Origin of the sequence: Streptomyces sp. B93, from assembly GCF_018070565.1 — a bacterium.
GTDB lineage: Bacteria > Actinomycetota > Actinomycetes > Streptomycetales > Streptomycetaceae > Streptomyces.
On the sequence record NZ_JAGPXL010000010.1, the window covers coordinates 32,751 to 58,128 of the forward strand.

At 72.8% G+C, this 25,378-nt stretch carries 28 protein-coding genes, 1 tRNA gene and 1 pseudogene; 23 read left to right on the forward strand and 7 right to left on the reverse strand.

All coding sequences use genetic code 11. The features are described from left to right. Positions 1-51: 51 nt before the first annotated feature. The 13 genes from KBY47_RS12310 to KBY47_RS12370 all read left to right on the forward strand — a co-directional run bounded on the left by KBY47_RS12310 (position 52) and on the right by KBY47_RS12370 (position 10,904). Positions 52-486 carry a roadblock/LC7 domain-containing protein gene (locus KBY47_RS12310; protein WP_210921090.1) on the forward strand — a complete coding sequence of 145 codons (435 nt, stop codon included), beginning with the start codon at positions 52-54 and terminating at the stop codon, positions 484-486. A 2-nt stretch (positions 487-488) separates the two neighbouring features. After that, positions 489-860: a DUF742 domain-containing protein gene (locus KBY47_RS12315; RefSeq protein ID WP_210921270.1), complete on the forward strand. Its 372-nt coding sequence runs from the start codon at positions 489-491 to the stop codon at positions 858-860. Further along, entirely contained in the window at positions 838-1,494 is a 657-nt protein-coding gene (locus tag KBY47_RS12320) for an ATP/GTP-binding protein (RefSeq protein ID WP_210921091.1), read from the forward strand. Before KBY47_RS12315 ends, KBY47_RS12320 begins: the two co-directional genes overlap by 23 nt. 75 nt (positions 1,495-1,569) lie before the next feature. Beyond that, complete coding sequence (locus tag KBY47_RS12325) at positions 1,570-2,136, forward strand: GAF domain-containing protein (RefSeq protein WP_210921092.1); 567 nt, start codon at positions 1,570-1,572, stop codon at positions 2,134-2,136. Between the two features lie 160 nt (positions 2,137-2,296). Beyond that, a complete protein-coding gene (gene tdh / locus KBY47_RS12330; protein WP_210921093.1) occupies positions 2,297-3,325 on the forward strand; it encodes an L-threonine 3-dehydrogenase in 1,029 nt (342 codons plus the stop codon). A gap of 36 nt (positions 3,326-3,361) precedes the next feature. Continuing rightward, on the forward strand, positions 3,362-4,555 hold the full coding sequence (locus tag KBY47_RS12335; protein ID WP_210921094.1) for a glycine C-acetyltransferase: 1,194 nt from the start codon (positions 3,362-3,364) through the stop codon (positions 4,553-4,555). An 18-nt stretch (positions 4,556-4,573) separates the two neighbouring features. Further along, on the forward strand, positions 4,574-5,476 hold the full coding sequence (locus tag KBY47_RS12340) for a LysR family transcriptional regulator (protein ID WP_210921095.1): 903 nt from the start codon (positions 4,574-4,576) through the stop codon (positions 5,474-5,476). A gap of 174 nt (positions 5,477-5,650) precedes the next feature. Then, on the forward strand, positions 5,651-6,202 hold the full coding sequence (locus KBY47_RS12345) for a (2Fe-2S)-binding protein (protein WP_210921096.1): 552 nt from the start codon (positions 5,651-5,653) through the stop codon (positions 6,200-6,202). Continuing rightward, on the forward strand, positions 6,199-7,200 hold the full coding sequence (locus KBY47_RS12350; RefSeq protein WP_210921097.1) for a xanthine dehydrogenase family protein subunit M: 1,002 nt from the start codon (positions 6,199-6,201) through the stop codon (positions 7,198-7,200). Before KBY47_RS12345 ends, KBY47_RS12350 begins: the two co-directional genes overlap by 4 nt. 27 nt (positions 7,201-7,227) lie before the next feature. Then, positions 7,228-9,342 carry a xanthine dehydrogenase family protein molybdopterin-binding subunit gene (locus tag KBY47_RS12355; RefSeq protein WP_210921098.1) on the forward strand — a complete coding sequence of 705 codons (2,115 nt, stop codon included), beginning with the start codon at positions 7,228-7,230 and terminating at the stop codon, positions 9,340-9,342. A gap of 48 nt (positions 9,343-9,390) precedes the next feature. After that, positions 9,391-9,981 carry a helix-turn-helix domain-containing protein gene (locus tag KBY47_RS12360; protein ID WP_210921099.1) on the forward strand — a complete coding sequence of 197 codons (591 nt, stop codon included), beginning with the start codon at positions 9,391-9,393 and terminating at the stop codon, positions 9,979-9,981. Then, positions 9,978-10,514 carry an N-acetyltransferase gene (locus tag KBY47_RS12365; protein WP_210921100.1) on the forward strand — a complete coding sequence of 179 codons (537 nt, stop codon included), beginning with the start codon at positions 9,978-9,980 and terminating at the stop codon, positions 10,512-10,514. Before KBY47_RS12360 ends, KBY47_RS12365 begins: the two co-directional genes overlap by 4 nt. Positions 10,515-10,544: 30 nt before the next feature. Further along, positions 10,545-10,904 (forward strand): MmcQ/YjbR family DNA-binding protein, encoded by a 360-nt coding sequence (locus KBY47_RS12370; protein WP_210921101.1) that lies wholly within the window; start codon positions 10,545-10,547, stop codon positions 10,902-10,904. A 12-nt stretch (positions 10,905-10,916) separates the two neighbouring features. On the opposite strand, the pseudogene KBY47_RS12375 reads toward KBY47_RS12370, so the two are convergent. Together KBY47_RS12375 and KBY47_RS12380 are read right to left on the reverse strand one after the other, a co-directional pair. Then, a pseudogene (locus KBY47_RS12375) lies at positions 10,917-11,836 on the reverse strand (transketolase family protein). 58 nt (positions 11,837-11,894) lie between these two features. Next, a complete protein-coding gene (locus tag KBY47_RS12380; RefSeq protein ID WP_210921102.1) occupies positions 11,895-12,596 on the reverse strand; it encodes a transketolase in 702 nt (233 codons plus the stop codon). A gap of 136 nt (positions 12,597-12,732) precedes the next feature. Here KBY47_RS12380 and KBY47_RS12385 point away from each other — a divergent pair. The 5 genes from KBY47_RS12385 to KBY47_RS12405 all read left to right on the forward strand — a co-directional run bounded on the left by KBY47_RS12385 (position 12,733) and on the right by KBY47_RS12405 (position 17,358). Continuing rightward, a tRNA-Pro gene (locus KBY47_RS12385) sits at positions 12,733-12,806 on the forward strand. 297 nt (positions 12,807-13,103) lie between these two features. Continuing rightward, positions 13,104-14,348, forward strand: a complete 1,245-nt coding sequence (locus KBY47_RS12390; protein ID WP_210921103.1) for an ABC transporter substrate-binding protein — start codon at positions 13,104-13,106, stop codon at positions 14,346-14,348. After that, the gene (locus KBY47_RS12395; RefSeq protein WP_210921104.1) at positions 14,345-15,310 is read left to right on the forward strand and encodes a carbohydrate ABC transporter permease; all 966 of its coding nucleotides are present in this window, start codon (positions 14,345-14,347) and stop codon (positions 15,308-15,310) included. Before KBY47_RS12390 ends, KBY47_RS12395 begins: the two co-directional genes overlap by 4 nt. Beyond that, on the forward strand, positions 15,310-16,143 hold the full coding sequence (locus tag KBY47_RS12400; protein WP_247694595.1) for a carbohydrate ABC transporter permease: 834 nt from the start codon (positions 15,310-15,312) through the stop codon (positions 16,141-16,143). Before KBY47_RS12395 ends, KBY47_RS12400 begins: the two co-directional genes overlap by 1 nt. Before the next feature lie 27 nt (positions 16,144-16,170). Next, positions 16,171-17,358 (forward strand): ABC transporter ATP-binding protein, encoded by a 1,188-nt coding sequence (locus KBY47_RS12405; protein ID WP_210921105.1) that lies wholly within the window; start codon positions 16,171-16,173, stop codon positions 17,356-17,358. 14 nt (positions 17,359-17,372) lie between these two features. Here KBY47_RS12405 and KBY47_RS12410 read toward each other — a convergent pair whose 3' ends face one another. Then, entirely contained in the window at positions 17,373-18,386 is a 1,014-nt protein-coding gene (locus tag KBY47_RS12410; protein WP_210921106.1) for a MerR family transcriptional regulator, read from the reverse strand. A 25-nt stretch (positions 18,387-18,411) separates the two neighbouring features. Next, entirely contained in the window at positions 18,412-19,068 is a 657-nt protein-coding gene (locus KBY47_RS12415) for an RNA polymerase sigma factor (RefSeq protein ID WP_210921107.1), read from the reverse strand. 211 nt (positions 19,069-19,279) lie between these two features. Here KBY47_RS12415 and KBY47_RS12420 point away from each other — a divergent pair, with 211 nt between their 5' ends. From KBY47_RS12420 to KBY47_RS12430, 3 genes are read left to right on the forward strand one after another with little or no spacing between them, the layout of a single operon-like run. Next, on the forward strand, positions 19,280-20,104 hold the full coding sequence (locus tag KBY47_RS12420) for a DUF4397 domain-containing protein (protein WP_210921108.1): 825 nt from the start codon (positions 19,280-19,282) through the stop codon (positions 20,102-20,104). Positions 20,105-20,114: 10 nt separating this feature from the next. After that, positions 20,115-20,756, forward strand: coding sequence for a class F sortase (locus KBY47_RS12425; RefSeq protein ID WP_210921109.1), 642 nt, complete (start codon positions 20,115-20,117; stop codon positions 20,754-20,756). Between the two features lie 45 nt (positions 20,757-20,801). Continuing rightward, the gene (locus KBY47_RS12430; protein ID WP_210921110.1) at positions 20,802-21,509 is read left to right on the forward strand and encodes an anti-sigma factor; all 708 of its coding nucleotides are present in this window, start codon (positions 20,802-20,804) and stop codon (positions 21,507-21,509) included. Between the two features lie 13 nt (positions 21,510-21,522). Here the strand turns inward: KBY47_RS12430 and KBY47_RS12435 are convergent, their stop codons facing one another. Continuing rightward, positions 21,523-22,050: an NUDIX hydrolase family protein gene (locus KBY47_RS12435; RefSeq protein WP_210921272.1), complete on the reverse strand. Its 528-nt coding sequence runs from the start codon at positions 22,048-22,050 to the stop codon at positions 21,523-21,525. Between the two features lie 130 nt (positions 22,051-22,180). On the opposite strand from KBY47_RS12435, the gene KBY47_RS12440 reads away from it, so the two are divergent. Both KBY47_RS12440 and KBY47_RS12445 read left to right on the forward strand, forming a co-directional pair. Next, positions 22,181-23,062: a Cof-type HAD-IIB family hydrolase gene (locus KBY47_RS12440; protein WP_210921111.1), complete on the forward strand. Its 882-nt coding sequence runs from the start codon at positions 22,181-22,183 to the stop codon at positions 23,060-23,062. A gap of 70 nt (positions 23,063-23,132) precedes the next feature. Then, on the forward strand, positions 23,133-24,374 hold the full coding sequence (locus tag KBY47_RS12445) for an amidohydrolase (RefSeq protein ID WP_210921112.1): 1,242 nt from the start codon (positions 23,133-23,135) through the stop codon (positions 24,372-24,374). A gap of 25 nt (positions 24,375-24,399) precedes the next feature. On the opposite strand, the gene KBY47_RS12450 is transcribed toward KBY47_RS12445, so the two are convergent. Next, positions 24,400-25,047, reverse strand: a complete 648-nt coding sequence (locus tag KBY47_RS12450) for an endonuclease (RefSeq protein ID WP_210921113.1) — start codon at positions 25,045-25,047, stop codon at positions 24,400-24,402. Continuing rightward, positions 25,044-25,376, reverse strand: coding sequence for a DUF3140 domain-containing protein (locus KBY47_RS12455; protein WP_210921114.1), 333 nt, complete (start codon positions 25,374-25,376; stop codon positions 25,044-25,046). The genes KBY47_RS12450 and KBY47_RS12455 overlap by 4 nt, the downstream gene beginning before the upstream one ends. Positions 25,377-25,378 lie beyond the last annotated feature (2 nt).

Here is a 25,378-nt window from a genome sequence, read left to right on the forward strand (position 1 = left end):
CCGACCCCCACCGCTGACGCCCCCCTTTCGTACCCAAGGAGTCGATCCCCCATGGCGAGCGATACGCCCACCGGCCATGTATCCGATCTCGACTGGCTGATGAGCGGCCTCGTGCAGCGGGTACCGCACACCAGCAGTGCGGTGCTGCTGTCCAGCGACGGGCTCGTGAAGTCGGTCCACGGCCTCGACCCGGACAGCGCCGACCACATGGCCGCCCTCGCCTCCGGCCTGTACTCCCTCGGCCGCAGCGCCGGGGCCCGCTTCGGCGACGGCGGCGACGTACGGCAGGTCGTCGTGGAACTCGACGCCACCCTGCTGTTCGTCACCACCGCCGGATCCGGCACCTGCCTCGCCGTACTGGCGGGCCGTGAGGCCGACGCGGCGGTGCTCGGCTACGAGATGGCGATGCTCGTCAAGAGCGTCCGCCCCTACCTCGTCACCGCCCCCCGGCAGCACGCCGTCGAACCCACGGCGCTGAGGCCTTGAGCGTGGCGGCGGCCGGTGACGGGCCGTGGCTGGACGACGCGGCCGGACGGCTGGTGCGCCCCTACACGGTCAGCAACGGACGTACCCGCCCGAGCACCGCGCTCGACCTCATGTCGCAGGTGATGGTCACCGGGGCCACCCCCCTCGGCTATCTCGGCCCCGAGCACACCCAGGTCCTCGACCTGTGCCGCGCGCCCGTCCCGGTCGCCGAGGTCGCCGCCCACCTGAAGCTGCCGGTGGCCGTCACCAAGGTGCTGCTGGCGGACCTCCTCGACTGCGGCGCGCTCACCACCAAACCCCCCGCGTTCCACCACAGCCCCACGGACCGGGCCCTTCTGGAGGCAGTGCTCGATGGACTACGACGACAGCTCTGACCACTACGGCCGCTCCGGCCCCGACCCCGACCACGATCCCGACGGCACGGGCGGCGACCCGTTCCCCACCGCCCTCAAGATCCTGGTGGCGGGCGGCTTCGGGGTCGGCAAGACCACGTTCGTCGGCGCCGTCAGCGAGATCGCGCCGCTCAGCACGGAGGAACTGCTCACCACCGTCAGCGCCGCCACCGACGACCTCAGCGGCGTCGAGAACAAGGTCGAGACGACCGTCGCCATGGACTTCGGCCGGATCACCCTCGACCGGCAGCATGTGCTCTACCTGTTCGGCACCCCCGGACAGCAGCGGTTCTGGTTCATGTGGGACGAGCTGTGCGAGGGCGCGCTCGGCGCCGTCATCCTCGCCGACACCCGGCGCCTCGCGGACTGCTTCGCCGCCGTCGACTTCTTCGAGGAACGCGGACTCGGCTTCATCGTCGCCGTCAACGAGTTCGACGGCGGCCACCGCTACGACCCGGAGGAGGTCCGCGCCGCCCTGGACCTCTCCGCGCAGATCCCCGTCGTCTGCTGCGACGCCCGGATCTCCGCCTCCGGCGTCCAGACCCTGCTGACCCTGGTCCGCCACCTCATCGCCCATGCCCCGGCGCCCGCGCCGAGCCATGGCGCCCATATGTGACACCCGCCATGTGACAACCGCACACCACCGCACGGAGCCGCACATGACACACGTCCACAGCGACGGAGCCCGGCCATGAGCTACGAGCCGCCGCATCCGACCGGGAGGCTGCTGCTCACCCCCGACGACAAGGAGGCACCCGCCCGGGCACGGCGGCTGCGCCACCTCGGTCTCGGCCAGCGGCCCGACCCCGCGCTCGACGCCTTCGCCGCCCGGCTCGCCGGACGCGTCGAGGCGCCGTACGCCATGGTCAACTTCCTCGACGAGCGCGGGCAGTTCTTCGCGGGGCTGCACACCCCGCTGACCGGACCGCTGGTCCGGGACGACGGCACCCGGCCGCTGATCGGCCGCTTCCTCCCGCGCGACCACGGCTTCTGCCCCCATGTGGTGGTCCGGCACAAGGCCCTCGTCCTGGAGGACGTCCGCGACTACCCGCGGTTCGCGGGCAACCCGGTCGTCGACGAGTTCGGCATCCGCTCCTACCTCGGCGCGCCGCTCCTCGACACCACCGGCATGGTGCTCGGCACGGTCTGCGCCGCCGACATCCGGCCGCGGCCCTGGGGCCGGACCGGCCTGGACACCATCAAGTCGACGGCCGCCGACCTCGCCGTACGGCTGGAGCTGGGCGACGACGGCCCCTAGGGGGCGGGGCGTGAAGGAAACCTTCGGCCGTGCTTAAGAAAGTCTCGATGGACCCGGGGGCCGCCGGTACGGCAGATTGCCAGTCGTATCCACTCCTTCCCCCGTCACGGGTGCCTTCGGCATGCCCGGCCGCGGGGTCTCACCCTCAGGAGCCGTAGCGTTGAAGGCGCTGGTCAAGGAGAAGGCGGAGCCCGGCCTGTGGCTCACGGACGTCCCGGAGCCCGTCATCGGGCCCACGGACGTACTGATCAAGGTGGCGCGGACCGGTATCTGCGGCACCGACCTGCACATCCGGGCCTGGGACGGCTGGGCCCAGCAGACCATCCGCACCCCGCTCGTGCTCGGCCACGAGTTCGTCGGCGAGGTCGTCGAAACGGGCCGGGACGTCACCGACATCGCCGTCGGCGACCGGGTCAGCGGCGAGGGCCACCTGGTCTGCGGCAAGTGCCGCAACTGCCTCGCCGGGCGCCGCCACCTGTGCCGGGCCACGGTCGGCCTCGGCGTCGGCCGCGACGGCGCGTTCGCCGAGTACGTGGCGCTGCCCGCCGCCAACGTCTGGGTGCACCGCGTCCCGGTCGACCTCGACGTCGCCGCGATCTTCGACCCGTTCGGCAACGCCGTGCACACCGCGCTCTCCTTCCCCCTCGTCGGCGAGGACGTGCTGATCACCGGCGCCGGTCCGATCGGCCTGATGGCGGCGGCGGTGGCCAGGCACGCCGGTGCCCGCAACGTGGTGATCACCGACGTCAGCGAGGAACGCCTCGAACTGGCCCGCAAGATCGGCGTCAGCCTGGCGCTGGACGTCTCGCGCTCCTCGATCGCCGACGGGCAGCGCGAACTCGGCCTCCGCGAGGGCTTCGACATCGGCCTGGAGATGTCCGGCAACCCCGTCGCCATGCGCGACATGATCGCCAACATGACGCACGGCGGCCGGATCGCCATGCTCGGCCTGCCCGCCGAGGAGTTCCCGGTCGACTGGGCCCGGATCGTCACCTCGATGATCACGATCAAGGGCATCTACGGCCGTGAGATGTTCGAGACCTGGTACGCCATGTCGGTGCTGCTGGAAGGCGGCCTCGACCTCGCCCCCGTGATCACCGGCCGCTACGGGTACCGCGACTTCGAGGCGGCGTTCGCCGACGCGGCGAGCGGCCGCGGCGGCAAGGTCATCCTCGACTGGACCGCGTAACCCCCCTCCGGCGCAAGCACCTTAGGAGCTTCCCTCATGTTCGACTCCGTGCGCGACGACCTGCGCGCCACCCTCGACGAGATCCGCGCCGCCGGGCTGCACAAGCCCGAGCGCGTCATCGGCACCCCGCAGTCCGCGACGGTGAACGTGACCGCGGGCGGCCGGCCCGGCGAGGTACTCAACTTCTGCGCCAACAACTACCTGGGTCTCGCCGACCACCCCGAGGTGATCGCCGCCGCCCACGAGGCCCTGGACCGCTGGGGCTACGGCATGGCCTCCGTCCGCTTCATCTGCGGCACCCAGGAGGTGCACAAGGAGCTGGAGGCGCGGCTGTCGGCCTTCCTCGGCCAGGAGGACACGATCCTGTACTCCTCCTGCTTCGACGCCAACGGCGGTGTCTTCGAGACCCTGCTCGGCCCCGAGGACGCGGTGATCTCCGACGCCCTCAACCACGCCTCCATCATCGACGGCATCCGCCTGTCCAAGGCCCGCCGCTTCCGCTACGCCAACCGCGATCTGGCCGACCTGGAACAGCAGCTGAAGGAGGCCCAGTCGGCCCGGCGGCGACTGATCGTCACCGACGGCGTCTTCTCCATGGACGGCTACGTCGCGCCGCTGCGCGAGATCTGCGACCTCGCCGACCGCTACGACGCCATGGTCATGGTCGACGACTCGCACGCCGTCGGCTTCGTCGGCCCCGGCGGACGCGGCACCCCGGAGCTGCACGGCGTCATGGACCGCGTCGACATCATCACCGGCACCCTCGGCAAGGCACTCGGCGGAGCCTCCGGCGGCTATGTCGCCGCCCGCGCCGAGATCGTCGCCCTGCTGCGCCAGCGGTCCCGCCCCTACCTGTTCTCCAACACCCTGGCCCCGGTGATCGCGGCGGCCTCGCTGAAGGTGCTCGACCTGCTGGAGTCGGCGGACGACCTGCGCGTCCGGCTGCGCGAGAACACCGCGCTGTTCCGCCGCCGGATGACCGAGGAGGGCTTCGACGTCCTCCCCGGCGACCACGCGATCGCCCCGGTGATGATCGGCGACGCCGCCGAGGCGGGCCGGATGGCGGAGCTGCTGCTGGAACGCGGCGTCTACGTGATCGGCTTCTCCTACCCGGTCGTGCCGCAGGGCCAGGCCCGCATCCGTGTCCAGCTGTCCGCGGCGCACTCCACCGAGGACGTGAACCGGGCCGTGGACGCCTTCGTCGCCGCTCGTGCGGAGCTGGCCGCCTGACCTGAGAGAATCGGTCGCATGATCGAGGCGCGGCGGCTCCACATCCTCCGTGCGGTGGCCGACCACCGCACGGTGACCGCGGCTGCCGCCGCGCTGTACCTCACCCCGTCCGCGGTCTCCCAGCAGCTGACCGCCCTGGAGCAGGAGACCGGCCACCGCCTCGTCGAGCGCGGCGCCAAGGGCGTACGGCTCACCGCCGCCGGAGAGATCCTGCTCAGCCACACCAACGCGGTCCTCGCCCAGCTGGAGCGGGCCGAGGCGGAACTCGCCGCGTACGCCTCCGGCGAGGCCGGGACGGTCACCGTCGCCGCCTTCGCCACCGGGATCGTCCAGGTCGTCGCGCCCGCGGTGGCCCGGCTCGCCGGGTCCGCGCCCGGCATCCGGCTGCGCGTCCAGGACGCCGAGGGCGACGCCAGCCTGCCCATGGTCCTGGACCGGCAGGTGGACATCGCCGTCGCCGTCGAGTACCGGGGGGCGCCGCCCGCCGACGACCCCCGGCTCACCCACGTCCCGCTGTACGCCGAGCCCTTCGACGCGGTCGTACCGGAGACCCACCGGCTCGCCGACGCCGCGGAGGTGCCGCTGGCGGAGCTGGCGAAGGACCCGTGGATCGGGCCGTACCCCGGCAATCCGTGCCATGACGTGGTCGTGCTGGCGTGTGAGAGCGCGGGGTTCCAGCCGCGGCTGGAGCACTCGTCGGACGACTTCCGGGCGGTGGTGGCGCTGGCCTCCGCCGACGTGGGGGTGGCGCTGGTGCCTCGGTCGGCGTTGCGGGGGATGGACCTGAGCGGGGTGGTCGTGCGGCCCGTGGACGGGGTGGCGCCGACGCGGCGGGTGTTCGCGGCGGTGCGGCGCGGGGCGGAGGCGCATCCGCTGATCTCGCCGGTTATCGGTGCGTTGGTTGTGGCCGCGGGGGTCTGAGGGGCCGGAGTACGGCCGGTGACCTGGTGCGGGCTCGGTGTGGTTGCTCGCGCAGTTCCCCGCGCCCCTGAGGGACGTTGCTCCACTGGATGCTCTTGAGGTGCCGGAGGGTGTCAGGTGGCTCAGCCTGGTTACGCGACCCCCACTGTCAGTGACCCACGGAAGGCCACCCCCATGGACGGCCCCCAGTACGACACCGCCCGCCCCGACCCGTATCGGTCCGTCATCACCGTCGAGGTCAACGGGACCGCGCGCACCCTCACCGTCGACCACCGGCGGATGCTGGTGGACCTGCTGCGGGAGGACCTCGCGCTGACCGGGACGAAGAAGGGGTGCGACCAGGGGCAGTGCGGGGCCTGCACGGTGATCGTGGACGGGCGGCGGCTGAACAGCTGTCTGCTGCCGGCGGTCACCGTCGACGGGTCCGCGGTCACCACCGTGGAGGGGCTCGGTGACGCGGACGGCCTCCACCCGCTCCAGCGGGCCTTCCTCGACCGGGACGCCTTCCAGTGCGGCTACTGCACCCCCGGCCAGCTCTGTTCCGCCGTCGGTGCCATCGCCGAGGCCGCCGTGGGACAGCCCTCCCGGGTCACCGGCGCCGATGTGCCCGCCGGGCGGCCGGTGCCGCTCACCCGGGACGAGATCAGGGAACGGCTGAGCGGCAACCTGTGCCGCTGCGGCGCCTATCCACGCATCGTCGACGCGGTGGAGGACGTACTGTCGTGAAGCCCTTCGCCTATGTCCGGGCCACCTCCGTCGAGCAGGCGGCCGACGCCTTCGCCGCCGCGCCGGGCGCCCGGTACCTCGCCGGCGGCACCAACCTGGTCGATCTGATGAAGCTGGGTGTGGAGCGGCCAGGCACCCTCATCGACGTGAGCGGACTGCCCCTGGACACCGTGACGGAGCTGCCGGACGGCTCGCTGCGCGCGGGTGCCACCGTCCGCAACAGCGACCTCGCCGCCCATCCGGCCGTGCGCGAGCGGTACCCGGTGCTGTCGCAGGCGCTGCTGTCGGGCGCCTCCGGCCAGCTGCGCAACGCCGCCACCACCGGCGGCAACCTGCTCCAGCGCACCCGCTGCCCCTACTTCCAGGACGTCGGCAAGCCCTGCAACAAGCGGGAACCGGGCAGCGGCTGCGGGGCGAGGGACGGCGTCCACCGCGACCACGCCGTGCTCGGGCACTCCGCGCAGTGCATCGCCACCCACCCCTCGGACATGGCGGTGGCGCTGGCCGCCCTGGACGCCCGGGTGGAGCTGTACGGCCCCGAGGGCGCCCGGAGCGTCCCGGTCACCGGCTTCCACCGGCTGCCCGGGGAGCACCCGGACCGCGACACCGACATCCGGCCCGGCGAACTGATCACCGCCGTGGTGCTGCCCGCCGCGGCGGCCGGGCTGCCCTCCGCCTACCGCAAGGCCCGCGACCGGGCCTCGTACGCCTTCGCCCTCGCCTCCGCCGCCGCCGTGCTGCGGATCACGGACGGGGTGATCAGCCATGTCGCGCTCGCCCTCGGCGCGGTCGCGCACCGGCCGTGGCGCGCCCGTGGCGCCGAGCAGGCGCTGCTGGGCGTGGCCCCCACACAGGACGCGTTCGAGGAGGCCGTCGGCCGGGAACTGGCCGCCGCCGAGCCGCTGCGGGACAACGCACACAAGGTGGCGCTGGCCCACGACGTCGCCGTGGACGTGCTGCGCGGGCTGGCGGCGCCCGCCCCGGACGCCGCCGTCTGAACGCGTACCGACCCAGGAGGAACCCCCATGGCAGCCACCAGCGCGCTCGCCGCCCGCTCCAGCACCGCCGTCGGCGCGCCCGCCGAGCGCCGCGAGGGCCCCGAGAAGGTGACCGGCCGGGCCCGGTACGCGGCCGAGCACCACCTGCCCGGCCGGGCCCACGCCTGGCCCGTCACCGCCGCCGTCGCCCGCGGCCGGGTCCGGTCCGTGGACGCCGCCCGGGCCCTGGAACTGCCGGGCGTCATCGCCGTACTCACCCATGACAACGCGCCACGGCTGGCCGAGCCGGACGACCCCATGCTGTGGGTGCTCCAGGACGACCGGGTGCCGCACCACGGCGCGTTCGTCGCCCTGGTCGTCGCCGAGGACCTGGAGACGGCGCGGGCCGGTGCCGCCGAGGTGAAGGTGGTGTACGCGGCGGAGGCGCACGATGTGGTGCTGCGCGCCGACCATCCCGGGGTCTACGAGCCGGAGCAGGCCAACGCGGGCTATCCCGCCCGCCGTGAACAGGGCGAGCCCGAGGACGCGTTCGCCGAGTCGACCGTGCGGGTGGACGCCTTCTACCGGGTGCCGCCGCTGCACAACCACCCCATGGAGCCGCACTCCAGCACCGCCCGCTTCGACGGCGACCGGCTGGTCGTGCACACCTCCAGTCAGGGCACCACGGCCGTGCGGGCCATGCTCGCCACCGCGTTCGGGATGCCCGAGGAGCGGATCACGGTCGGCGCCGAGCACGTCGGCGGCGGCTTCGGCTCCAAGGGCACCCCGCGCCCCGACGTGGTGCTCGCCGCGCTGGCCGCCCGGCACACCGGGCGTCCGGTCACCGTCGCCCTGCACCGCCGCATGCTGCCGTTCGTCACCGGGCACCGGGCACCCACCCTGCACCGGGTCCGCCTCGGCGCGGGCGCCGACGGCCGGCTGACCAGCGTGCTGCACGAGGTGACCACGCACACCTCCCGGACCAAGGAGTTCGTGGAGCAGGCCGCCGTCCCGGCCCGGGTGATGTACGCCGCCCCGCACCGGCTCACCGTGCACCGCGCCGTCGCCCTCGACGTGCCGGTCCCGTCCTGGATGCGCGCGCCCGGCGAGGCGCCGGGCATGTACGCGCTGGAGTCCGCCATGGACGAACTCGCCGACGAGCTGGGCATGGACCCGATCGAACTGCGGATCGCCAACGAGCCGGACACCGAACCCGACAGCGGCAGGCCGTTCAGCAGCCGCCACCTGGTGGAGTGCCTGCGCGAGGGCGCCCACCGCTTCCGCTGGTCCCGCGAGGCCACCCGCGAGGGGCCCCGGCTGGTGGGGCAGGGGGTGGCGGCGGCCACCTACCCGGTCGGGGTGCGGCCCTCCACGGCCCTCGCGCTCGCCCTGCCCGACGGCACCTTCACCGTCCGGACCAACGCCACCGACATCGGCACCGGCGCCCGTACCGTCCTCGCGCAGATCGCCGCCGACGCCCTCGGTGTGCCGCTGGAGCGGGTCAGGACCGAGATCGGCAGCACCGAGCTGCCGCCCGCCCCGCTGGCCGGGGGGTCCTCGGGCAGCTCGTCGTGGGGCTGGTCGGTGCACGGCGCCTGCACCCGGCTGGCCGCCGCGCTGGCCGTGCACACCGGGCCGCTGCCGCCGGAAGGCCTGAGCGCCGAGGCCGACACCACCGGCCGCGCCGACGCCGAGAGCCCGTACGCGCGGCACGCCTTCGGGGCGCACTTCGCCGAGGTCGCCGTGGACACGGTGACCGGCGAGACCAGGGTCCGCCGTCTGCTCGGCATGTACGCGGCCGGGCGGATCCTCAACGCCCGTACGGCACGCTCGCAGTTCGTCGGCGGCATGACGATGGGCCTGGGCATGGCGCTGACCGAGGGCAGCACGCTGGACCCCGCGTTCGGCGACTTCGCGGAGTGCGACCTGGCCATGTACCACGTGCCCGCGCACGCCGACGTGCCCGACATCGAGGCCCACTGGATCGACGAGGAGGACCCGCACGTCAACCCGATGGGCAGCAAGGGCATCGGCGAGATCGGCATCGTCGGCACCGCGGCGGCCATCGGCAACGCCGTACGCCGCGCGACGGGCGTCCGGTTCCGTGAGCTGCCCCTGACCCCGGACAAGGTACGGGCGGGCCTGCGGGGCGCCGGGCGCTGAGGCCCGGGTGAGGCGGAGTCGTCTCAGATATGGGATAGCATCCCGGATGTGAGTCACTCCGTCGCCGCTCCCGCCGCCCCGCCCGACCCCGTCGACGCCCGCCTCGGTGCCCGCCTCGCCGAGCTGCGCGCCGAACGCGGCTGGTCCCTCGGTGAGCTGGCGGAGCGCAGCGGTGTCAGCCGCTCGACCCTCTCCCGCGCCGAGCGGGCCGAGACCAGTCCCACCGCCTCGCTCCTGAACCGCCTGTGCGCCGTCTACGGCCGGACCATGTCCCAGCTGCTCAGCGAGGTGGAGACGGAACCCGCCCTGCTGCTGCGGGCCGCAGACCAGCCCCGGTGGCAGGACCGCGCCTCCGGCTTCGTACGCCGCTCCGTCTCCCCGCCGCACCCCGGGCTGCGCGGCGAACTCGTCGAGGGACGGCTCACCGCGGGCGCCGACATCGCCTACGACCGGCCCCCGGTGCCCGGCCTCGAACAGCACATCTGGGTGCTCGACGGGGAACTGGAGGTGACCGCGCGGGACGTCACGCACCGCCTGGAGACCGGGGACTGCCTGCGGCTGCGGGTGTGGGGGCCGACCCGGTTCCGCTGCACGGGACCCGCGGACACGCGCTATGCGCTGGTGGTGGTCCTGCCGTGAGGACGACCCGTCTCGACGAGCGTGAACTGCTCGCCGTGCTGGATGAGCTGGCGGAACTGCTGACCGACACCGTGGACGGCGGCGCCTCCGTCGGCTTCGTCCCACCGTTCGACCGCGCGCGGGCCGCCGCCTGGTGGCGGGAGCGCGCCGCCGAGATCGCCGCCGGGCGGCTCGCCGTGTGGGTGGTACGGCGGGAGCCGGCCGGGCCGGTGCTGGGCACCGTCAGCCTCGTCTTCCCGGACAAGCCCAACAGCCGCCACCGCGCCGAACTGGTCAAGCTGATGGTGCACCGCACGGCACGCGGACAGGGCCTCGCCCGCGGGCTGCTGACCGTCGCCGAGTGCGCCGCGGCGACGGCCGGGATCACCCTGCTGCACCTGGACACCGAGACCGGCAGCCCCGCCGAAGGTCTCTACGGCTCCGCGGGCTGGACCCGGCTCGGCACCATCCCCGACTACGCGGCGAACCCGGCCGGTGAACTGCGGCCGACGACGATCTACTACAAACGCCTGGACGCCCCGGCCACCGCCTGACTGTCAGTGGTGGCCGCTAACGTGCCCGTCATGCCGCACGCCGAAGACGTACGCCGTATCGCCCTGTCACTGCCGGACACCACGGAGAAGATCGCCTGGAGCATGCCCACCTTCCGGGTCGCCGGGAAGATGTTCGCGACGCTGCCGGAGGACGAGACCTCCATCGCGGTGCGCTGCCCCAAGGAGGAGCGCGACGAACTGGTCCTCGCCGAGCCGGAGAAGTTCTGGATCGCCGACCACGAGGCGCAGTTCGCCTGGGTGCGGGCCCGGCTCGACGCGCTGGAGGACGAGGACGAACTGCGCGACATCCTCGCCGACTCCTGGCGCCAGGCGGCGCCGTCCAAGCTCCAGGACGCCCACCCGGACCTGGGACGGCCCACGGCCTCCTGAGACGGCCGACGCCTACGCGTGGGCGGACACCCGCCGGCCCGCCAGGAACCCGGCGATCCGCTCACGCAGCGCGGCGGCGTCCAGGCCGTGGGCGGCGACATGCTCCTCGACGGTCCCGTACCGCCGCAGCTCCCGCCGCCCCACACCCAGCCCGAGCACCCGGTGCGGCACATCAGCGAGCGCGTCGTTCACGGCGGCCTGGAGGTACCCGCGAGATACGGCTCCACCAGCACGACGTCCGCCCCCGCCGCCCCGGCGGCCCGGCGCACCGCCGCCGCGTCGAAGGGCCGTACGGTCGTCGCGTACAGCACGGTGACATCGAGTCCCCCGGTCGCCGCGAGCACGGCGTCCAGCATCGGCCCGACGGCGACCACGACGCCCGCGCGGCCCTCGCGGACGGTACGGAACCGCGCCCCGTCGACGGGCACGGCCGCCGCGTTCGACTGCACCGACAGCCGCACGTACACCTTGTCGTCCCCGGCCGCGACCGCGTGCCGCAGCAGGGTCTCGGCCTCGTCGGGATGCCCCGGCACATGCACGGTCCAGCCGTCCAGCGTGTCGAGCAGCGCCACATCGCCCGGGGCCATGTGCGTGTAGCCGCCCGCGGGCCAGTCGAACGAGGCCGCCGCGCTCACCAGCACCGCGCCCACGCCCTGGTGCCCGAGGTCCAGCTTGACCTGCTCGAACGGCCGCTCCACCAGAAAACTGGCGAAGGTGTGCACGACCGGCCGCAACCCGGTCAGCGCCAGCCCCGCCCCCGCCCCGATGAGCAACTGCTCCCTGATCCCGACATTGATCACCCGGTCCGGGTGGCGCCGCCGCGCCTTCTCGAACCCGGCGGTGCCGATCTCGGCGAGCACGACGGCGACCCGGGGGTCCTCGTCGAACAGTCGCGAGACGACGGGCCCGAAACGCTCACGCATGGTGTCCATGGGTCCTGCTGCTCCTTGTCGTTGAGGTGTCGGAGAGACTCCGGGAAATGTGGACCGGTCATCCGGCCTTGGGCTCCACCCGGGCCACGACCACATGCGGACGCCCCGGGTGCGGCGCGCTGAACGCGGCGTACAACGCCTCGTGGTCCCGCCCGTCGACGGTCACCGCCGACCAGCCCGCAGCCTCGAAGCGGGCCGCGATGCCGCCGGGCCGGGCGTGGCTGGCGGAGGAGTTGTCGACGACGACGGCGTGCAGCCGGTCAAGACCCGCGGGCCCCGCGAAGGCGATCGCCTCGTGGTTGCTGCCCTCGTCCAGCTCCGCGTCCCCGATCAGCACCCACACCGCCGGGTCGTCCAGTCCCTGGGCGCGCAGCCCCAGCGCCGTCCCCACCGCGATCGGCAGCCCGTGCCCCAGCGACCCGCTCCCGATCTCGGCGCCCGGCACCAGCACCCGGTCCGGATGGTGCCCGAGCGGCGAGTCGAACGCCCCGAACCCCGGCAGCCACTCCACGGGCAGGAACCCCTTCGCGGCCAGCACCGCGTAGTAGGCCATCGGCCCGTGCCCCTTGGACAGCAGGAACCGGTCCCGCCCGGGATCGGCCGCCGTCCCCGGCCCGACCCGCAGCACCCGGTCGTAGAGCACCCACAGCACGTCCAGCGTGGAGGTCGCGGCCGGCCCGTGCTTCTCGTCGCCGGTCATCAGACCCATGAGTCCCGGCAGGTCGTCGTACCCGAGTCCTTCTTCCTCGATGATCGTCATACGGCGATGCTGCAACCTCAACCAAAGTCGAGGTCAAGCCCAGGGTCCCCGGGAAAGCCCCGCGCGACCACCGACCTGAGTGCGGTATTGTTTCCCTGCGCGTTTCACCCGGGGGAAACCCCAGGTCAGACGGCACCGGGACGTGGCGCAGCTTGGTAGCGCACTTGACTGGGGGTCAAGGGGTCGCAGGTTCAAATCCTGTCGTCCCGACTTGTGGAAGCAGGTCGGAGGTCATTTCCAGTTCGCTGGAAATGACCTCTTCGTCGTGTCCGGGAGTGGGTCCCCCGTTCGTCTGGCCCTCCTGGTCCGCCCGGTGAGCCGACCGGGTGATGTGGTGCGGTTTGTCGTTGATCTTACTTAATGCGCTCTTTAGCGTTCGCTCCGGGAGGTAGGGCGCGAGGTCCCCCTCTCCGCCACCGTCCGGAAGCGAGGTGTGAGCGCGTGCACGCGAGGTCGGGCTGCTGGTCCGTGTCGGGGCGGAGGGGACGTCTCGGAAGGGCACGGTGGTTGCGGGCGTTCGCCGTGCTGCCCTTGCTGGCGTCGGTGCTCGCCGCTTGTGGCGGTGACGAGGGCTCCGGCAGGCCCACGCTCAACTGGTACAACTTCCCCGACGACTCCGGTGCGCTCCAGTCGGCGGCCGACCGGTGCAGCCGGGCGTCGGGTGGCCGCTACAGGATCAGCTACAACAAGCTCCCCCGTGCCGCGGACGGCCAGCGCCAGCAGCTCGTCCGCAGACTCGCCGCCGAGGACGATTCGCTCGACATCCTCGGCCTGGACGTCACCTGGGCGGCGGAGTTCGCCGAGGCACGCTGGATCCGGGAATGGACGGGGACGGCGAAGCGGCGGGCCGAGGAGGGCACCCTGCGCGTACCGCTCCAGACCTCGACCTGGAAGGGCAAGCTGTACGCCGTCCCGTACAACACCAACACCCAGCTCCTGTGGTACCGCAAGGACCTGGTGCCCACTCCGCCCAGGACCTGGGCCGAGATGCTGGACATGGCCGAGGCCCTGGCCCGGGAGGGCAAACCGCACTTCGTGGAGATCCAGGGCGCCCAGTACGAGGGCCTGACCGTCTGGTTCAACACGCTGATCAGCAGTGCGGGCGGCAGCATCCTCAACGCGAGCGCGACCGAGCCTTCGCTCGGCCCTCCCGCCGTGCGGGCCGCCGGGATCATGCGGGATCTGGCGAAATCCCGGGCGGCGGACCCCTCCCTGCCCAACCAGATGGAGGACCAGAACCGCCTCGCGATGGAGGCGGGGGCGGCGGCCTTCGAGCTCAACTACCCGTTCGTCTATCCGTCGATGAAGGCGAACAACCCGGCACTGTTCGAGAACTTCCGCTGGGCGCCCTACCCCCGGGTCGACCCGGACCGCCCGGCCCGGCCCACGATCGGCGGCATCGACCTGGCGGTGAGCGCCTACTCGCGCCACCCCGACCTGGCCTTCGAGGCGGCGCTGTGCCTGCGCAACCGGGAGAACCAGCTCACCGCCGCACTCGAGGGCGGTCTGCCGCCCACCCTGCGCGCCCTGTACGACGAGCCCGCGTTCATCGAGGAGTACCCCTTCTCCAAGGACGTGCTGGCCGCCCTGGAGTCGGCGAGCGTGCGCCCCATCACTCCGGTCTACCAGAACGTGTCGATCGCGGTCTCCCACACGCTGTCTCCACCGTCCGGGATCAGACCGGAGAGCTCCGTCCAGACCATCGGGGAGCAGATCGACGAGGCCCTGCGATCCGAGGGTGTGATCCCGTGAACCAACTCCCACCGCCCCACTCCGCCGGGGCACCACCGCCCCCCGGGACGCGGACGCCGCGGGCGGAGCCGGACCGGGCGGCGCTCTCGGCCGGTGCCAGACAGGAGCGGCGGCTCGGCTGGCTCCTGTGCGCGCCCGCGGTCCTCGTCATGACCGCGGTGACCGCCTACCCCATCGGGTACGCCGTCTATCTGTCCCTCCAGCGGTACGACCTGCGGTTTCCCGGACGAGCGGAGTTCGTGGGCCTGAGCAACTACGGGGCGGTGCTGTCCTCCCCGTTCTGGTGGGACGCCTTCTGGGTCACGCTCTTCATCACCGCTGTGTCCGTGACCATCGAACTGGTCCTCGGAATGGGGCTCGCCCTGGTGATGCACCGCACGATCTTCTGGCGGGGCACCGTCCGTACGTCGGTCCTCATCCCGTACGGGATCGTCACCGTGGTCGCCGCCTTCTCCTGGCAGTACGCCTGGACCCCGGACCTCGGGTACCTCGCCGAGCTGTTGCCCAGCGGAGAGGCTCCGCTGACCGAGAAGTGGCCCGCCCTCTGGCTGATCATCCTCGCCGAGGTGTGGAAGACGACGCCGTTCATGGCCCTGCTGCTGCTCGCGGGCCTCGCGCTGGTCCCCGAGGAGACCCTGAAAGCTGCCATGGTGGACGGGGCCACCGCCTGGCAGCGCTTCACCAAGGTCATGCTGCCGCTGATGAAACCGGCCATCCTGGTCGCACTGCTCTTCCGCACCCTGGACGCGTTCCGGATCTTCGACAACATCTACGTCCTGACCGCGGGCGCCCAGGGGACCGGCTCCCTGTCGATCCTCGGGTACGACAACCTCTTCACCGCCCTGAACCTGGGCATCGGGTCGGCGATCTCGGTGCTGATCTTCCTCTGTGTCGCCATCATCGCCTTCACCTTCGTCAAACTGTTCGGCACGGCGGCACCCGGCGCGGAGGTGAAGCGCTGATGGCCGCGGTGGGAAGGAAGCACGCCGCCCGATGGGGAGTCCTGAACGCGGTGGTGGTGCTGTACGCCCTGTTCCCGGTGTGGTGGATCGCCGCGCTGTCGTTCAAGGACCCCAGCACCCTGACGGACGGCAACTACATCCCGACGGACTGGACCTGGGAGAACTACCGGGGGATCTTCGAGACCGCCGAGTTCACCCGCGCGCTGATCAACTCGATCGGTATCGCCCTGATCGCCACGGTGATCGCGGTGGCGCTGGGCACCATGGCCGCCTACGCGGTGGCCCGGCTGCGCTTTCCCGGCAAGCGGGTGCTCATCGGCGTGTCACTGCTGATCGCCATGTTCCCCCCGATCTCCCTGGTGTCACCGCTGTTCAACATCGAGCGGATCATCGGGATCTTCGACACCTGGCTCGGGCTGATCATCCCGTACATGACCTTCTCCCTGCCGCTGGCGATCTACACCCTGTCGGCGTTCTTCCGGGAGATCCCCTGGGACCTGGAGAAGGCCGCCAAGGTCGACGGGGCGACGCCCGCCCAGGCCTTCCGGCTGGTCATCGCGCCGCTGGCCGCGCCGGGCGTGTTCACCACGGCCATCCTCGTGTTCATCTTCTGCTGGAACGACTTCCTGTTCGCGATCTCCCTGACGTCCACCGAGTCCGCGCGCACCGTGCCCGCCGCGATCGCGTTCTTCACCGGCAGCTCGCAGTTCCAGCAGCCCACAGGATCGATCGCCGCCGCCGCTGTGGTCATCACCATCCCGATCATCGTGTTCGTCCTGTTCTTCCAGCGGCGGATCGTCGCCGGACTGACCTCCGGGGCAGTCAAGGGGTGAACGGGCCGAGGCAAGGAGACACCACCCATGGCCGAGATCATCCTTGAGGGAGTCACCAAGCGCTTTCCCGACGGGTCCCTCGCCGTGAAGGACGTGGACATCGACATCGCCGACGGCGAGTTCGTGATCCTGGTCGGTCCGTCCGGATGCGGCAAGTCCACCACCCTGAACATGATCGCCGGGCTCGAGGACATCACCGAGGGCACCCTGCGCATCGGGGGCCGGGTCGTCAACGACCTGGCTCCCAAGGACCGCGACGTCGCCATGGTGTTCCAGAGCTATGCCCTGTACCCGCACATGAACGTCCGGGAGAACATGGGCTTCCCGCTGCGCCTGGCCAAGGTGGACAAGGACACCATCGACACCAAGGTGACGGAAGCCGCCCGGATCCTCGACCTCACCGAGCACCTTGACCGCAAGCCCGCCAACCTCTCGGGCGGTCAGCGCCAGCGGGTGGCCATGGGGCGGGCGATCGTCCGCGACCCCAAGGCGTTCCTGATGGACGAGCCGCTGTCCAACCTGGACGCCAAGCTCCGTGTGCAGATGCGCACCCAGATCTCCCGGCTACAGCGGAGCCTCGGCACGACCACCGTGTACGTCACCCACGACCAGACCGAGGCGATGACGCTCGGCGACCGGGTCGTGGTCATGAGGCAGGGCGTGGTCCAGCAGCTCGGCACACCCGCCGAGCTGTACGACGCGCCGCGCAACATCTTCGTCGCGGGCTTCATCGGCTCCCCGGCGATGAACTTCCTGAACGCCACTCTGGAGGAGGGCGCCCTGCGCTCGTCCCTGGGCGACCTGACCCTCGACGACCGCACGAGGCGGGCACTGGAACGCCAGGACGCGCCCCGCGAGGTCATCGTCGGGCTGCGACCGGAGGCGTTCGAGGACGTGGCGCTGTCACACGACCGGGACAGGACGGGCCCGGTCCTCACCGCCACCGTGGAGGTGCTGGAGTCGCTGGGCTCCGACGCGTACGTCTACTTCACCGCGGAGGGCGGGCCCGCGACCACCACCGAACTCGAGGAACTCGCCAAGGACTCGGGTTTGCGCGACACCGGCGCCGACACCCGCAACATCGTGGCCCGGCTGGACGCCGCCACGCGAGCCCGCGAGGGAGAACCCGTGGAGCTGCGGGTCGACATGGCCAAGGCCCACGTCTTCGATCCGGCGACCGGAGCCAACCTCACGCATCCAGTGCGTACGGAGTGACGGGCGGGCGTGACTCACGCGGACTCGGCGCCACCTCCGCTGCCTGCCGCCCGGGGGCCCGCGTCGGCGCCGCCCGCGGCGAGCACCGCCCGGACCGCGTCACGCAGTCCGGTGGGCCGCGGGAGTCCGGAACCGGTGTGCGAGCCCCAACCCGGCCCGCACAGCAGGACCCGGCTGCGGGTGCGGGCGCCCGGGATGCCCCAGCGGATCGCCGCGAGGTGCCGGGCCAGCGGGAGGTCGGCGGTGCTGCGGGACTGCGACCACAGCGCCACGACGGCGGGGCCGACCCGTCGCACGGTGGCCTCCACCGCCTCGACCGGCACCGCGCCGCCCAGCATCAGCACCGCCCGGCCCCGCTCCGCCAGCGCTGCGGTGAGCGCCTCCAGCGGCAGGGTGTGCTGCTCGCCCGGCAGGCACGCCAGCAGGGCCGGGCGCGTGTCCACGGGCTCGCCCCGCACCGCGAGCGCGGAGCGGGCGTAGCTCTCGCGCAGCGCCACGGAGATGTGCCAGGACAGCAGGTGCTCGACCTCCACGTACCGGTCCTTGGAGGACTCCCATCTGCGTCCGACCAGCCGCAGGGCCGGGGTGAGCACCTCCTCCCAGGCGCCGATCAGGCCGTACGCCGCGATGGCCGTCGTGATCTGTTCGTGCACGGCCCGCACGTCCAACCGGACCGCCGCCCGGGCGAGCCCCCGGCACCGGCGGCGCGTCTCCTCGTCGGGGGCGTGGGAGGGGAGCGCGGGCGGGAGGGGCGCGTCGGGGGTGCCCGTGGCGTGGGCCTTGGCGGTGCGGGCCGCTTCGGCCGGGGGAACGCCCCGCGCGGTCAGGCGGCACATCTCGTGCACCATCGCGACGTCCTCGGCCGTCCAGCGCCGGTGGCGCCCCTCGACCCTGGACGCCGGTCCCAGCCCGTAACGGCGGTCCCAGGACCGCAGGGTCGTGGGGGAGATGCCGAGCTTCCGGGCCAGCGAGCCGGTGGTCACACCGACACCGCTCCCGGTCTCCTCGTGCACGTCGTCGACACCCATCACCCGTCTCCAGTGGCGGTCATGGTCAGGCGGGGGGCTCCATGGCCCGGCGCAGCGCGTGCAGGCCCCTGCGGATGTGGCTCTTGACGGTGCCCAGCGGCAGACCGGTCTCCTCGGCGATCTGCACCTGCGTCATGTCGCCGTAGACGGCCAGGCCCAGCAGCCGCCGCTGCACGGGTGTCAGGCGTCGCAGCTTCTCCAGGACCAGGACGCGGTTGAGGGCGGCCTCGCTCTCGTCGACGCCCCAGTGCCGTACGGCCTCCTCCTGCTGCCGCGCCGACACGCTCTCGATGTCGGCCCGGCGCGCCCGTGCCGCGTGCGCGTCGGCGATGGCATGGCGGGTGATGCCCACCAGCCACCCGGCCAGCGGGCCGCGCTCGGGCCGGTAGCGGGTGCGGCCGCGCCAGGCGGCGAGGAACACCTGCTGGGTCACATCCTCGGCGGCCTGCGTGTCGTTGAGTGAACGTCGGGCAAGCGTGTACACCAGGGCCGAGCACTGCCGGTACGCCAGTGTCAGCGCCTGCTCGTCCCCGGCCCGGAAGCGCCGGGCCAGTTCCGCGTCGTCGGCGGTCTCCCCGTGCGGCGGGAGCGGGGCGGGCGCGTCCGCAGGGTCCGGGGGGCGCGGACGCGTGCGCTCAGCGTCGGCGCGCCGGGTTGTGTCGGGCTGGGCGGTAGCAGCCATCGTCCGCTCCCAGGTAGAGGAACACCGTTGGGTCGAACGTCCTCCGAAACGATGCACGAGTGCAATTCGCATCGTTAGCGCAACGATTTGGCCGAGCCTCGTCGAGGGCGGCGGAACCACCGGAAGAAAGCTGCATCCCGCGCCGAGCCCCCCGCCGAAGACCTTGTGCACTCACTCACAAGGAGTGGGCGGCCTGAAGGGACATCCAGCCATGAACTCCCGGACCCCTGTTGCCGCAGCGACCTCCCTCGGTGTGTGCGGCGTGCTGGCACTGGGCGGCGCGGCCACCGCGAACGCCGCCGAGGACGACCAGGCCATGGTCTCCGTCTTCCACGCCGTACCCGGTCTCACCGTCGACGTCTACGCCAACGGCGACGAGCTGATCCCCGACTTCGAGCCGGGCACGCTCACCGAACCCCAGCCCCTGCCCGCCGGTTCCTACGACCTCGAGGTCTTCGAGGCCGGGGCCGACCCGCAGGGCGAACCCGTCCTCCAGAAGACCGTCGAGGTTCCGGCCGGAGCCAACGCGACCGTCGTGGCCCACCTCAACGCCGACGGCGAGCCGGAGCTGAACGCCTTCGTCAACGACACCTCGACGGTGGCCGCGGGCGACTCGCGCCTCACGGTCCGCCATGTCGCGGCGGCGCCCGCCGTCGACGTCAGGGCGGGCGGCCAGCCCGTGTTCAAGGGGCTGGAGAACCCGAAGGAGGACACCGCCGAGGTGGCCGCCGGGACGGTGTCGGCGGACGTCGTCCTCGCGGGCACCGACGACAACGCCATCGGCCCCGCCGACCTCGATCTGAAGGAGGGCACCACCAACATCGTCTACGCCTGGGGCAGCGCCCAGGACGACAACCTCGCGCTGAAGACGCAGTCCCTGAGCGGCATGGACTCGGCGCCCTCGGGCGTGAACGCCGGTTTTGCCGGGGGCGCCAACGACGCCGACGCGTGGCTGGCCTACGCCGCCGGTGTCGGACTGCTCGCGCTCGCGGGCGTGCTCAGCGCCCGTCGCCTGGCGGCACGCGACCGTGGCTGAGGGGAGGCCGGTGCCACGACTCCGGGGACGGCTCCAGACAGCGGCGACAGCCCTGCTGGCCGTCTCCGGAGCGGCGGTGCTGGCGCTCGCCCCGTCCGGTGAACGCCCGCCACCGGCCGCCGACTTCGACGTACGGCCCGCGTCGTCGGCGCCCGCGGACCCGGCCACCCCGGCGGACACCACCGACCGGTCCCCTACGGCCCTCCCGCGCCGCGTCGACATCGACCGCGTCGGACTGCGGGCGGACGTCGAGCCCGTCGGTGTGGCCCGCGACGGCAGCGCGGAGATCCCGGGGAACCCGGACCGGGTGGGCTGGTACCGCCACGGCCCGTCCCCGGGAGCGCCCGCCGGTTCCGCCGTGCTCATGGGGCACGTCGACTCCCGCACCGGGGAACTCGGCGCCTTCGCCCGCCTCGTCGACGTCCGGCCGGGCGACGACGTGACCGTACGGCGTGCCTCCGGTCCTCCGGTGACGTACCGCGTCGTCGCCCGTGCCTCAGTCGACAAGGACCGGCTGCCCGCGGAGGTCTTCGCCAGGACCGGCGAGCCGGTGCTCACCATGATCACCTGTGCGCCGCCGTTCGACCCCGACCGGGGCGGCTACCAGCGCAACCTGATCGTGACGGCGACCCCGGTCGCCGCTCCGCGATGAGGTCCACGACCGAGGCCCGCCCTCGGGACCGCGGGGTGCCGGCCCGTGGCTGAACACCTGGACGACCATGAACTGACCGGCCTCGCGCTCGGGGCCGAAGCCCCCGTCCCCCCGCGCCGGCGGGACCACCTCGACCGGTGTGCGCGGTGCCGCGGCGAACTGCGACGGCTGTGCCAGGTGGTGCGCGCCGCCCGGGAGGTGTCGACCGAGGACGTCCTCACCGCGCCACCCGAGGGGGTGTGGCGCTCGATCGCGGCCGAGCTGGAACTGGCGGGGGACACGCCCGGAGAGCGCCCGGCACCGGGCACCGGGCGTCGCCGGTCCGGGCGCCGCGCACTGCTGCTGGCCGCCGCGAGCCTGGTCGCCGGGGCCGTGCTGGGCGCCGCCGCCACCTCGTGGTGGCCGGAGGACGGGGTGCCGCCGGGCGCCGGGGCGGGGGCGGTGCGCCGCCTCGCCCCGCTGACGACCGGCGACGCCGTCGGCACCGTACGCCTGGTCCGCGGCCCCGCCGTCACGGTGACCGTCACCGACCTGCCCCGGACGGACGGCTACTACGAGGTCTGGCTCATGGACCGGAGCCACACCCGGCTCATCGCGCTGGGCGTGCTCGGAGCGGACGGCAGCGCGACCCTGCACCTGCCCTCCGGGGTCGACCTCGCCGCCTACCCGCTGCTCGACGTGTCGGCCCAGGAGGACGACGGCGACCCCGCCCACTCGGGGGAGAGCGTCGTACGCGGCACCCTGCCGGGCTGAGGTCCGGCGGCGCTCAGGGCGCAAGCCCCGCGTGGGCCAGCGCCTGCTTCAGGAGCACCCCGTGGCCGCCCGGCATCTCGCTCTGCACCGCCGGGGAGAGCGCCTCCTGGGGGCTGAACCAGACCAGGTCCAAGGCGTCCTGGCGGGGGCGGCAGTCGCCGGTGACCGGGACGATGTAGGCCAGGGAGACCGCGTGCTGGCGGGGGTCGTGGTACGCGGTGATGCCCTGGGTGGGGAAGTACTCGGCGATGGTGAAGGGCTGGAGGGACGGGGGGACGCGGGGGAGGGCGACCGGGCCGAGGTCCTTCTCCAGGTGGCGCAGGAGGGCGTCCCGAACGCGTTCGTGGTGCAGGACGCGGCCGGAGACGAGCGTGCGGCTGACCGTGCCGTCGGGTCCGATGCGCAGCAGCAGCCCGATGCTGGTGACCTCACCGCAGTCGTCGACGCGCACCGGCACGGCTTCGACGTAGAGGATCGGCATGCGCGCGCGTGCCATCTCCAGTTCGTCCGGGGACAGCCAGCCGGGCGTGGTCTCGGTCATGTCAGACATTGGGTGATCATACTTTCGAGAGGTGTCGCGGGGGAGTCAGGGTTTCACGGTCACCGCGCGGGGGCGTGGAGCCACGGCCCGGCGGGTGGGCGCGCCAGCCGGGTGGTTAGGGTGAGCAGCCATGCCCTACTCCGAATCGCCGCTGCTCGCGCCCGCAGAAGCCCCCGCCGAAGCCCCGCCCGCCGACATACGGCTGATCGTCACCGACATGGACGGCACCCTCCTCGACGACGACAAGCGCGCCCCGCGCGAGCTGTGGACGGTACTGGAGCGGCTGCGTGAGCGCGGGGTGGTGTTCAGCCCGGCGAGCGGTCGGCAGTACGCCAGCCTCGCGCGCGAGTTCGAGCGGGCCGCCGAGGGCATGGTGTTCATCGCGGAGAACGGCACCTATGTCGTGCGCGACGGCATCGAGCTGAGTTCCGACCTGCTCGACGGCGAGGTCGTGCACCAGGTCGTGGACACCGTACGGCGGCTCTCGGCCGGGGGCGTGGACGTCGGCGCCGTCGTCTGCGGCAAGCGGGCCGCCTACGTCGAGCGGACCGACGAGCCGTTCCTTGCCGAGGTCCGCAAGTACTACGTGGAGCACCGCCTCGTCGACGACATCACCGCCGTCGACGACGACATCATCAAGGTCGCCCTCTACGACTTCGGGCCCGCCGAGCGGACCACCGCGCCGGCGCTCGCCGCCTTCACCGCCACCCACCAGGTCGTCGTCTCCGGTGAGCACTGGGTCGACGTCATGAACCCGACCGCCAACAAGGGGGCCGCCGTACGGCGGCTCCAGCGCGATCTCGGGATCACCCCGGCGCAGACCATGGTGTTCGGCGACTACCTGAACGACCTGGAGATGCTGGACACCGCGGAGTGGTCCTTCGCCATGGCCAACGCCCATCCGGAGGTCGTCCGCCGCGCCCGCCACCTCGCCCCCTCCAACAACGACAACGGCGTTCTGCGCACCATCGCCCGCGTACTGGGTCTGACCGCCCCTTCGGATCACCGCTGACGCCTCGGCGGTGCAGGATGGGTAGCGGGGGCGGGACCGCCCCCGTGCCCGGCCGGAAGGAAGCAGCCAGATGAGCGTGTCCGCCGTCGCCCGGCTCACCCGGGACCTCACCGCCGGACTCGACGGGGCCGGGCTGGAGGGCTTCTACCGGGACCTGCACCGCCACCCGGAGCTGTCGTTCGCCGAGCACCGTACGGCGGCCAGGCTCGCGATGCGGCTGCGCGCGGCAGGGTTCCAGGTGACCGAACGCGTCGGCCGTACCGGTGTGGTCGCGGTGCTCGGCAACGGGGACGGGCCGGTGGTGTGGCTGCGCGCCGACATGGACGCGCTGCCGGTGCGGGAGGCGACCGGTCTCGCCTACGCCTCCACCGTCGACGGGGTGATGCACGCCTGTGGTCACGATCTGCACCTGACCTGGCTGGTGGGGGCCGCCGAGGCGCTCGCCGCCGCCCGGGAGACCTGGTCGGGAACGCTGGTGGTGATCGGGCAGCCCGCCGAGGAGCACGGCGGGGGAGCCGCCGCCATGGTCGCCGACGGCGTCCAGGAGCGGTTCCCGCGTCCCGACGCGCTGTTCGCGCAGCACGCGGTGCCGGGGCCCGCCGGGCTGCTGCCGCACACGCCCGGTCTGATCCTGTCCGCCTCGGACGACGTGGAGATCGTCGTGCACGGCCTCGGCGGGCACGGGTCGCGGCCCGAGTCGACCGTCGATCCGCTGGTGACGGCCGCGTACATCGTCACCCGGTTGCAGACCGTCGTCGCGCGGGAGGTCGCGGCCAAGGACTCGGCGGTGCTGACGGTGGGGCGGTTCCATGCCGGGACGCAGGCCAACATCATCCCGGCGGAGGCGAGGCTCACGTTGAACCTGCGCACCCAGGACCCGGTGGTCCGGGGCCGGGTGCTCACCTCGGTGCGGCGGATCGTGACGGGGGAGTGCCAGGCCGCGGGCTGCCCGGCGCCGCCGGAGATCACCGTCGCGGCCGAGTTCCCGAACACCGTCAACGACGCCGTCCTGGACGTACGGATCGCCGCCGTCCACCGGGAGGTGTTCGGCGCGGACAGCGTGCTGGACTTCGGCCCGGCGATGGGCAGCGAGGACTTCTCGCGGCTGGCGCCGCCCGGGGTGCCGTACGACTACTGGTTCGTGACCTCCACCCCGGCGGCCGTGTGGGACGCGGTGCCGGGCGCGGACATGGCGGAGAAGCTCGGGAAGGTGCCCAGCAACCACAGCCCGCTGTTCGCGCCCGACCCGGTGGTGCTGGTGCCGGGCGTACGGGCCCTGGTGTCGGCCGCGCTCAGCGGGCTGGAGGGCTGACCGGGCGGCGCGGCCCGCGGCCGGGTCACGCGGCGCGGCGCAGGCTGTCCTCCGCGATCTCCTTGTCCAGGGACGCCCGCACCAGCGCGGCGGCGAGCACCGCCGGTTCGGTGTCACCGGCGAGCTTCGCCACCCGGTCCGGGTCCTGGGGCAGGTGGAGCCGCTGGGCGCCGGACAGTGCCTTGCCGTCCAGGTAGGGGGCGAACTCCGGCCACACGCGCTGCACCTCCCGCAGGAAGATGTCGGCGCCCGCCGCGCCGATCCCGGGAACCTCCTGGAGCAGGCCCCGCAGCGCGTCGGTGTCGCCGTCGGCCTCCTCACGCAGCCGCCGCAGGTCGCCGCCCCACCGGTCGGTGAGCAATTCGGCGGCGTCCGCGAGCTGGGTGGCGGTGCGTTCGTCGTAGCGCCGGTAGCCGCCGCGGCCCAGCGCGTCCACCCGCTGCTGCCAGTCCGCCGCCGCCATCCGCTTCGGATCGCGCAGCCCGGCCTCGTACAGCTCCCGGGCCGCGGCGACGGCCACCGAGGCCCGGATGCGGGCGCTCAGCAGATGGGCGAGGACCAGCAGCCGGTACAGGGGCTGCGGGGTGTCGCGCAGCCGGATGCCCGCCTCGTCGGCGTACGTCCGGCCGTGGGCGCGCACCAGTTCGCGCACCACGCGCCGGTCGTCGGTCATGGCTTCAGCGGGTCGTGGCCGAGGGACATCAGGTGGTGCCTGCGGCGGGTCTGCTCGGCCTCCGGCTCGTTCTCCAGGTCCGCCTCGGCGCTGACGGTGTCCACGACTTCGTACATCACCTCGATGTCGTCGTCGGTGAGGTCCATGCGCCGCTTCTGGAGGATGGCGAGGACGTGCTGCCCCATCGGCTCGCCCGCATGGTCCGGCAGGGGCTCGGTGTCCTCGTCGGCGTCGCTGACCCGCAGCCAGGTCGCCAGTTCGTTGGAGGTCATGTTCACCACGCGGTGGAAGTCCTCCCACAGCGTGTCGAGTTCGAGGGCGTCGCTCATCT

Excerpts from the sequence above, each read along its gene's own strand:
- KBY47_RS12340 (WP_210921095.1), top strand. The coding sequence starts at position 4,574 with ATGATCGAGGCGCGGCGGCTCCACATCCTCCGTGCGGTGGCCGACCAC.
- KBY47_RS12435 (WP_210921272.1), bottom strand. The coding sequence starts at position 22,050 with ATGACCGAGACCACGCCCGGCTGGCTGTCCCCGGACGAACTGGAGATG.
- KBY47_RS12405 (WP_210921105.1), top strand. The coding sequence starts at position 16,171 with ATGGCCGAGATCATCCTTGAGGGAGTCACCAAGCGCTTTCCCGACGGG.
- KBY47_RS12455 (WP_210921114.1), bottom strand. The coding sequence starts at position 25,376 with ATGAGCGACGCCCTCGAACTCGACACGCTGTGGGAGGACTTCCACCGC.
- KBY47_RS12335 (WP_210921094.1), top strand. The coding sequence starts at position 3,362 with ATGTTCGACTCCGTGCGCGACGACCTGCGCGCCACCCTCGACGAGATC.
- KBY47_RS12410 (WP_210921106.1), bottom strand. The coding sequence starts at position 18,386 with ATGGGTGTCGACGACGTGCACGAGGAGACCGGGAGCGGTGTCGGTGTG.
- KBY47_RS12420 (WP_210921108.1), top strand. The coding sequence starts at position 19,280 with ATGAACTCCCGGACCCCTGTTGCCGCAGCGACCTCCCTCGGTGTGTGC.
- KBY47_RS12355 (WP_210921098.1), top strand. The coding sequence starts at position 7,228 with ATGGCAGCCACCAGCGCGCTCGCCGCCCGCTCCAGCACCGCCGTCGGC.
- KBY47_RS12310 (WP_210921090.1), top strand. The coding sequence starts at position 52 with ATGGCGAGCGATACGCCCACCGGCCATGTATCCGATCTCGACTGGCTG.
- KBY47_RS12400 (WP_247694595.1), top strand. The coding sequence starts at position 15,310 with ATGGCCGCGGTGGGAAGGAAGCACGCCGCCCGATGGGGAGTCCTGAAC.
- KBY47_RS12345 (WP_210921096.1), top strand. The coding sequence starts at position 5,651 with ATGGACGGCCCCCAGTACGACACCGCCCGCCCCGACCCGTATCGGTCC.
- KBY47_RS12370 (WP_210921101.1), top strand. The coding sequence starts at position 10,545 with ATGCCGCACGCCGAAGACGTACGCCGTATCGCCCTGTCACTGCCGGAC.
- KBY47_RS12415 (WP_210921107.1), bottom strand. The coding sequence starts at position 19,068 with ATGGCTGCTACCGCCCAGCCCGACACAACCCGGCGCGCCGACGCTGAG.
- KBY47_RS12380 (WP_210921102.1), bottom strand. The coding sequence starts at position 12,596 with ATGACGATCATCGAGGAAGAAGGACTCGGGTACGACGACCTGCCGGGA.
- KBY47_RS12325 (WP_210921092.1), top strand. The coding sequence starts at position 1,570 with ATGAGCTACGAGCCGCCGCATCCGACCGGGAGGCTGCTGCTCACCCCC.
- KBY47_RS12440 (WP_210921111.1), top strand. The coding sequence starts at position 22,181 with ATGCCCTACTCCGAATCGCCGCTGCTCGCGCCCGCAGAAGCCCCCGCC.
- KBY47_RS12445 (WP_210921112.1), top strand. The coding sequence starts at position 23,133 with ATGAGCGTGTCCGCCGTCGCCCGGCTCACCCGGGACCTCACCGCCGGA.
- KBY47_RS12320 (WP_210921091.1), top strand. The coding sequence starts at position 838 with ATGGACTACGACGACAGCTCTGACCACTACGGCCGCTCCGGCCCCGAC.
- KBY47_RS12450 (WP_210921113.1), bottom strand. The coding sequence starts at position 25,047 with ATGACCGACGACCGGCGCGTGGTGCGCGAACTGGTGCGCGCCCACGGC.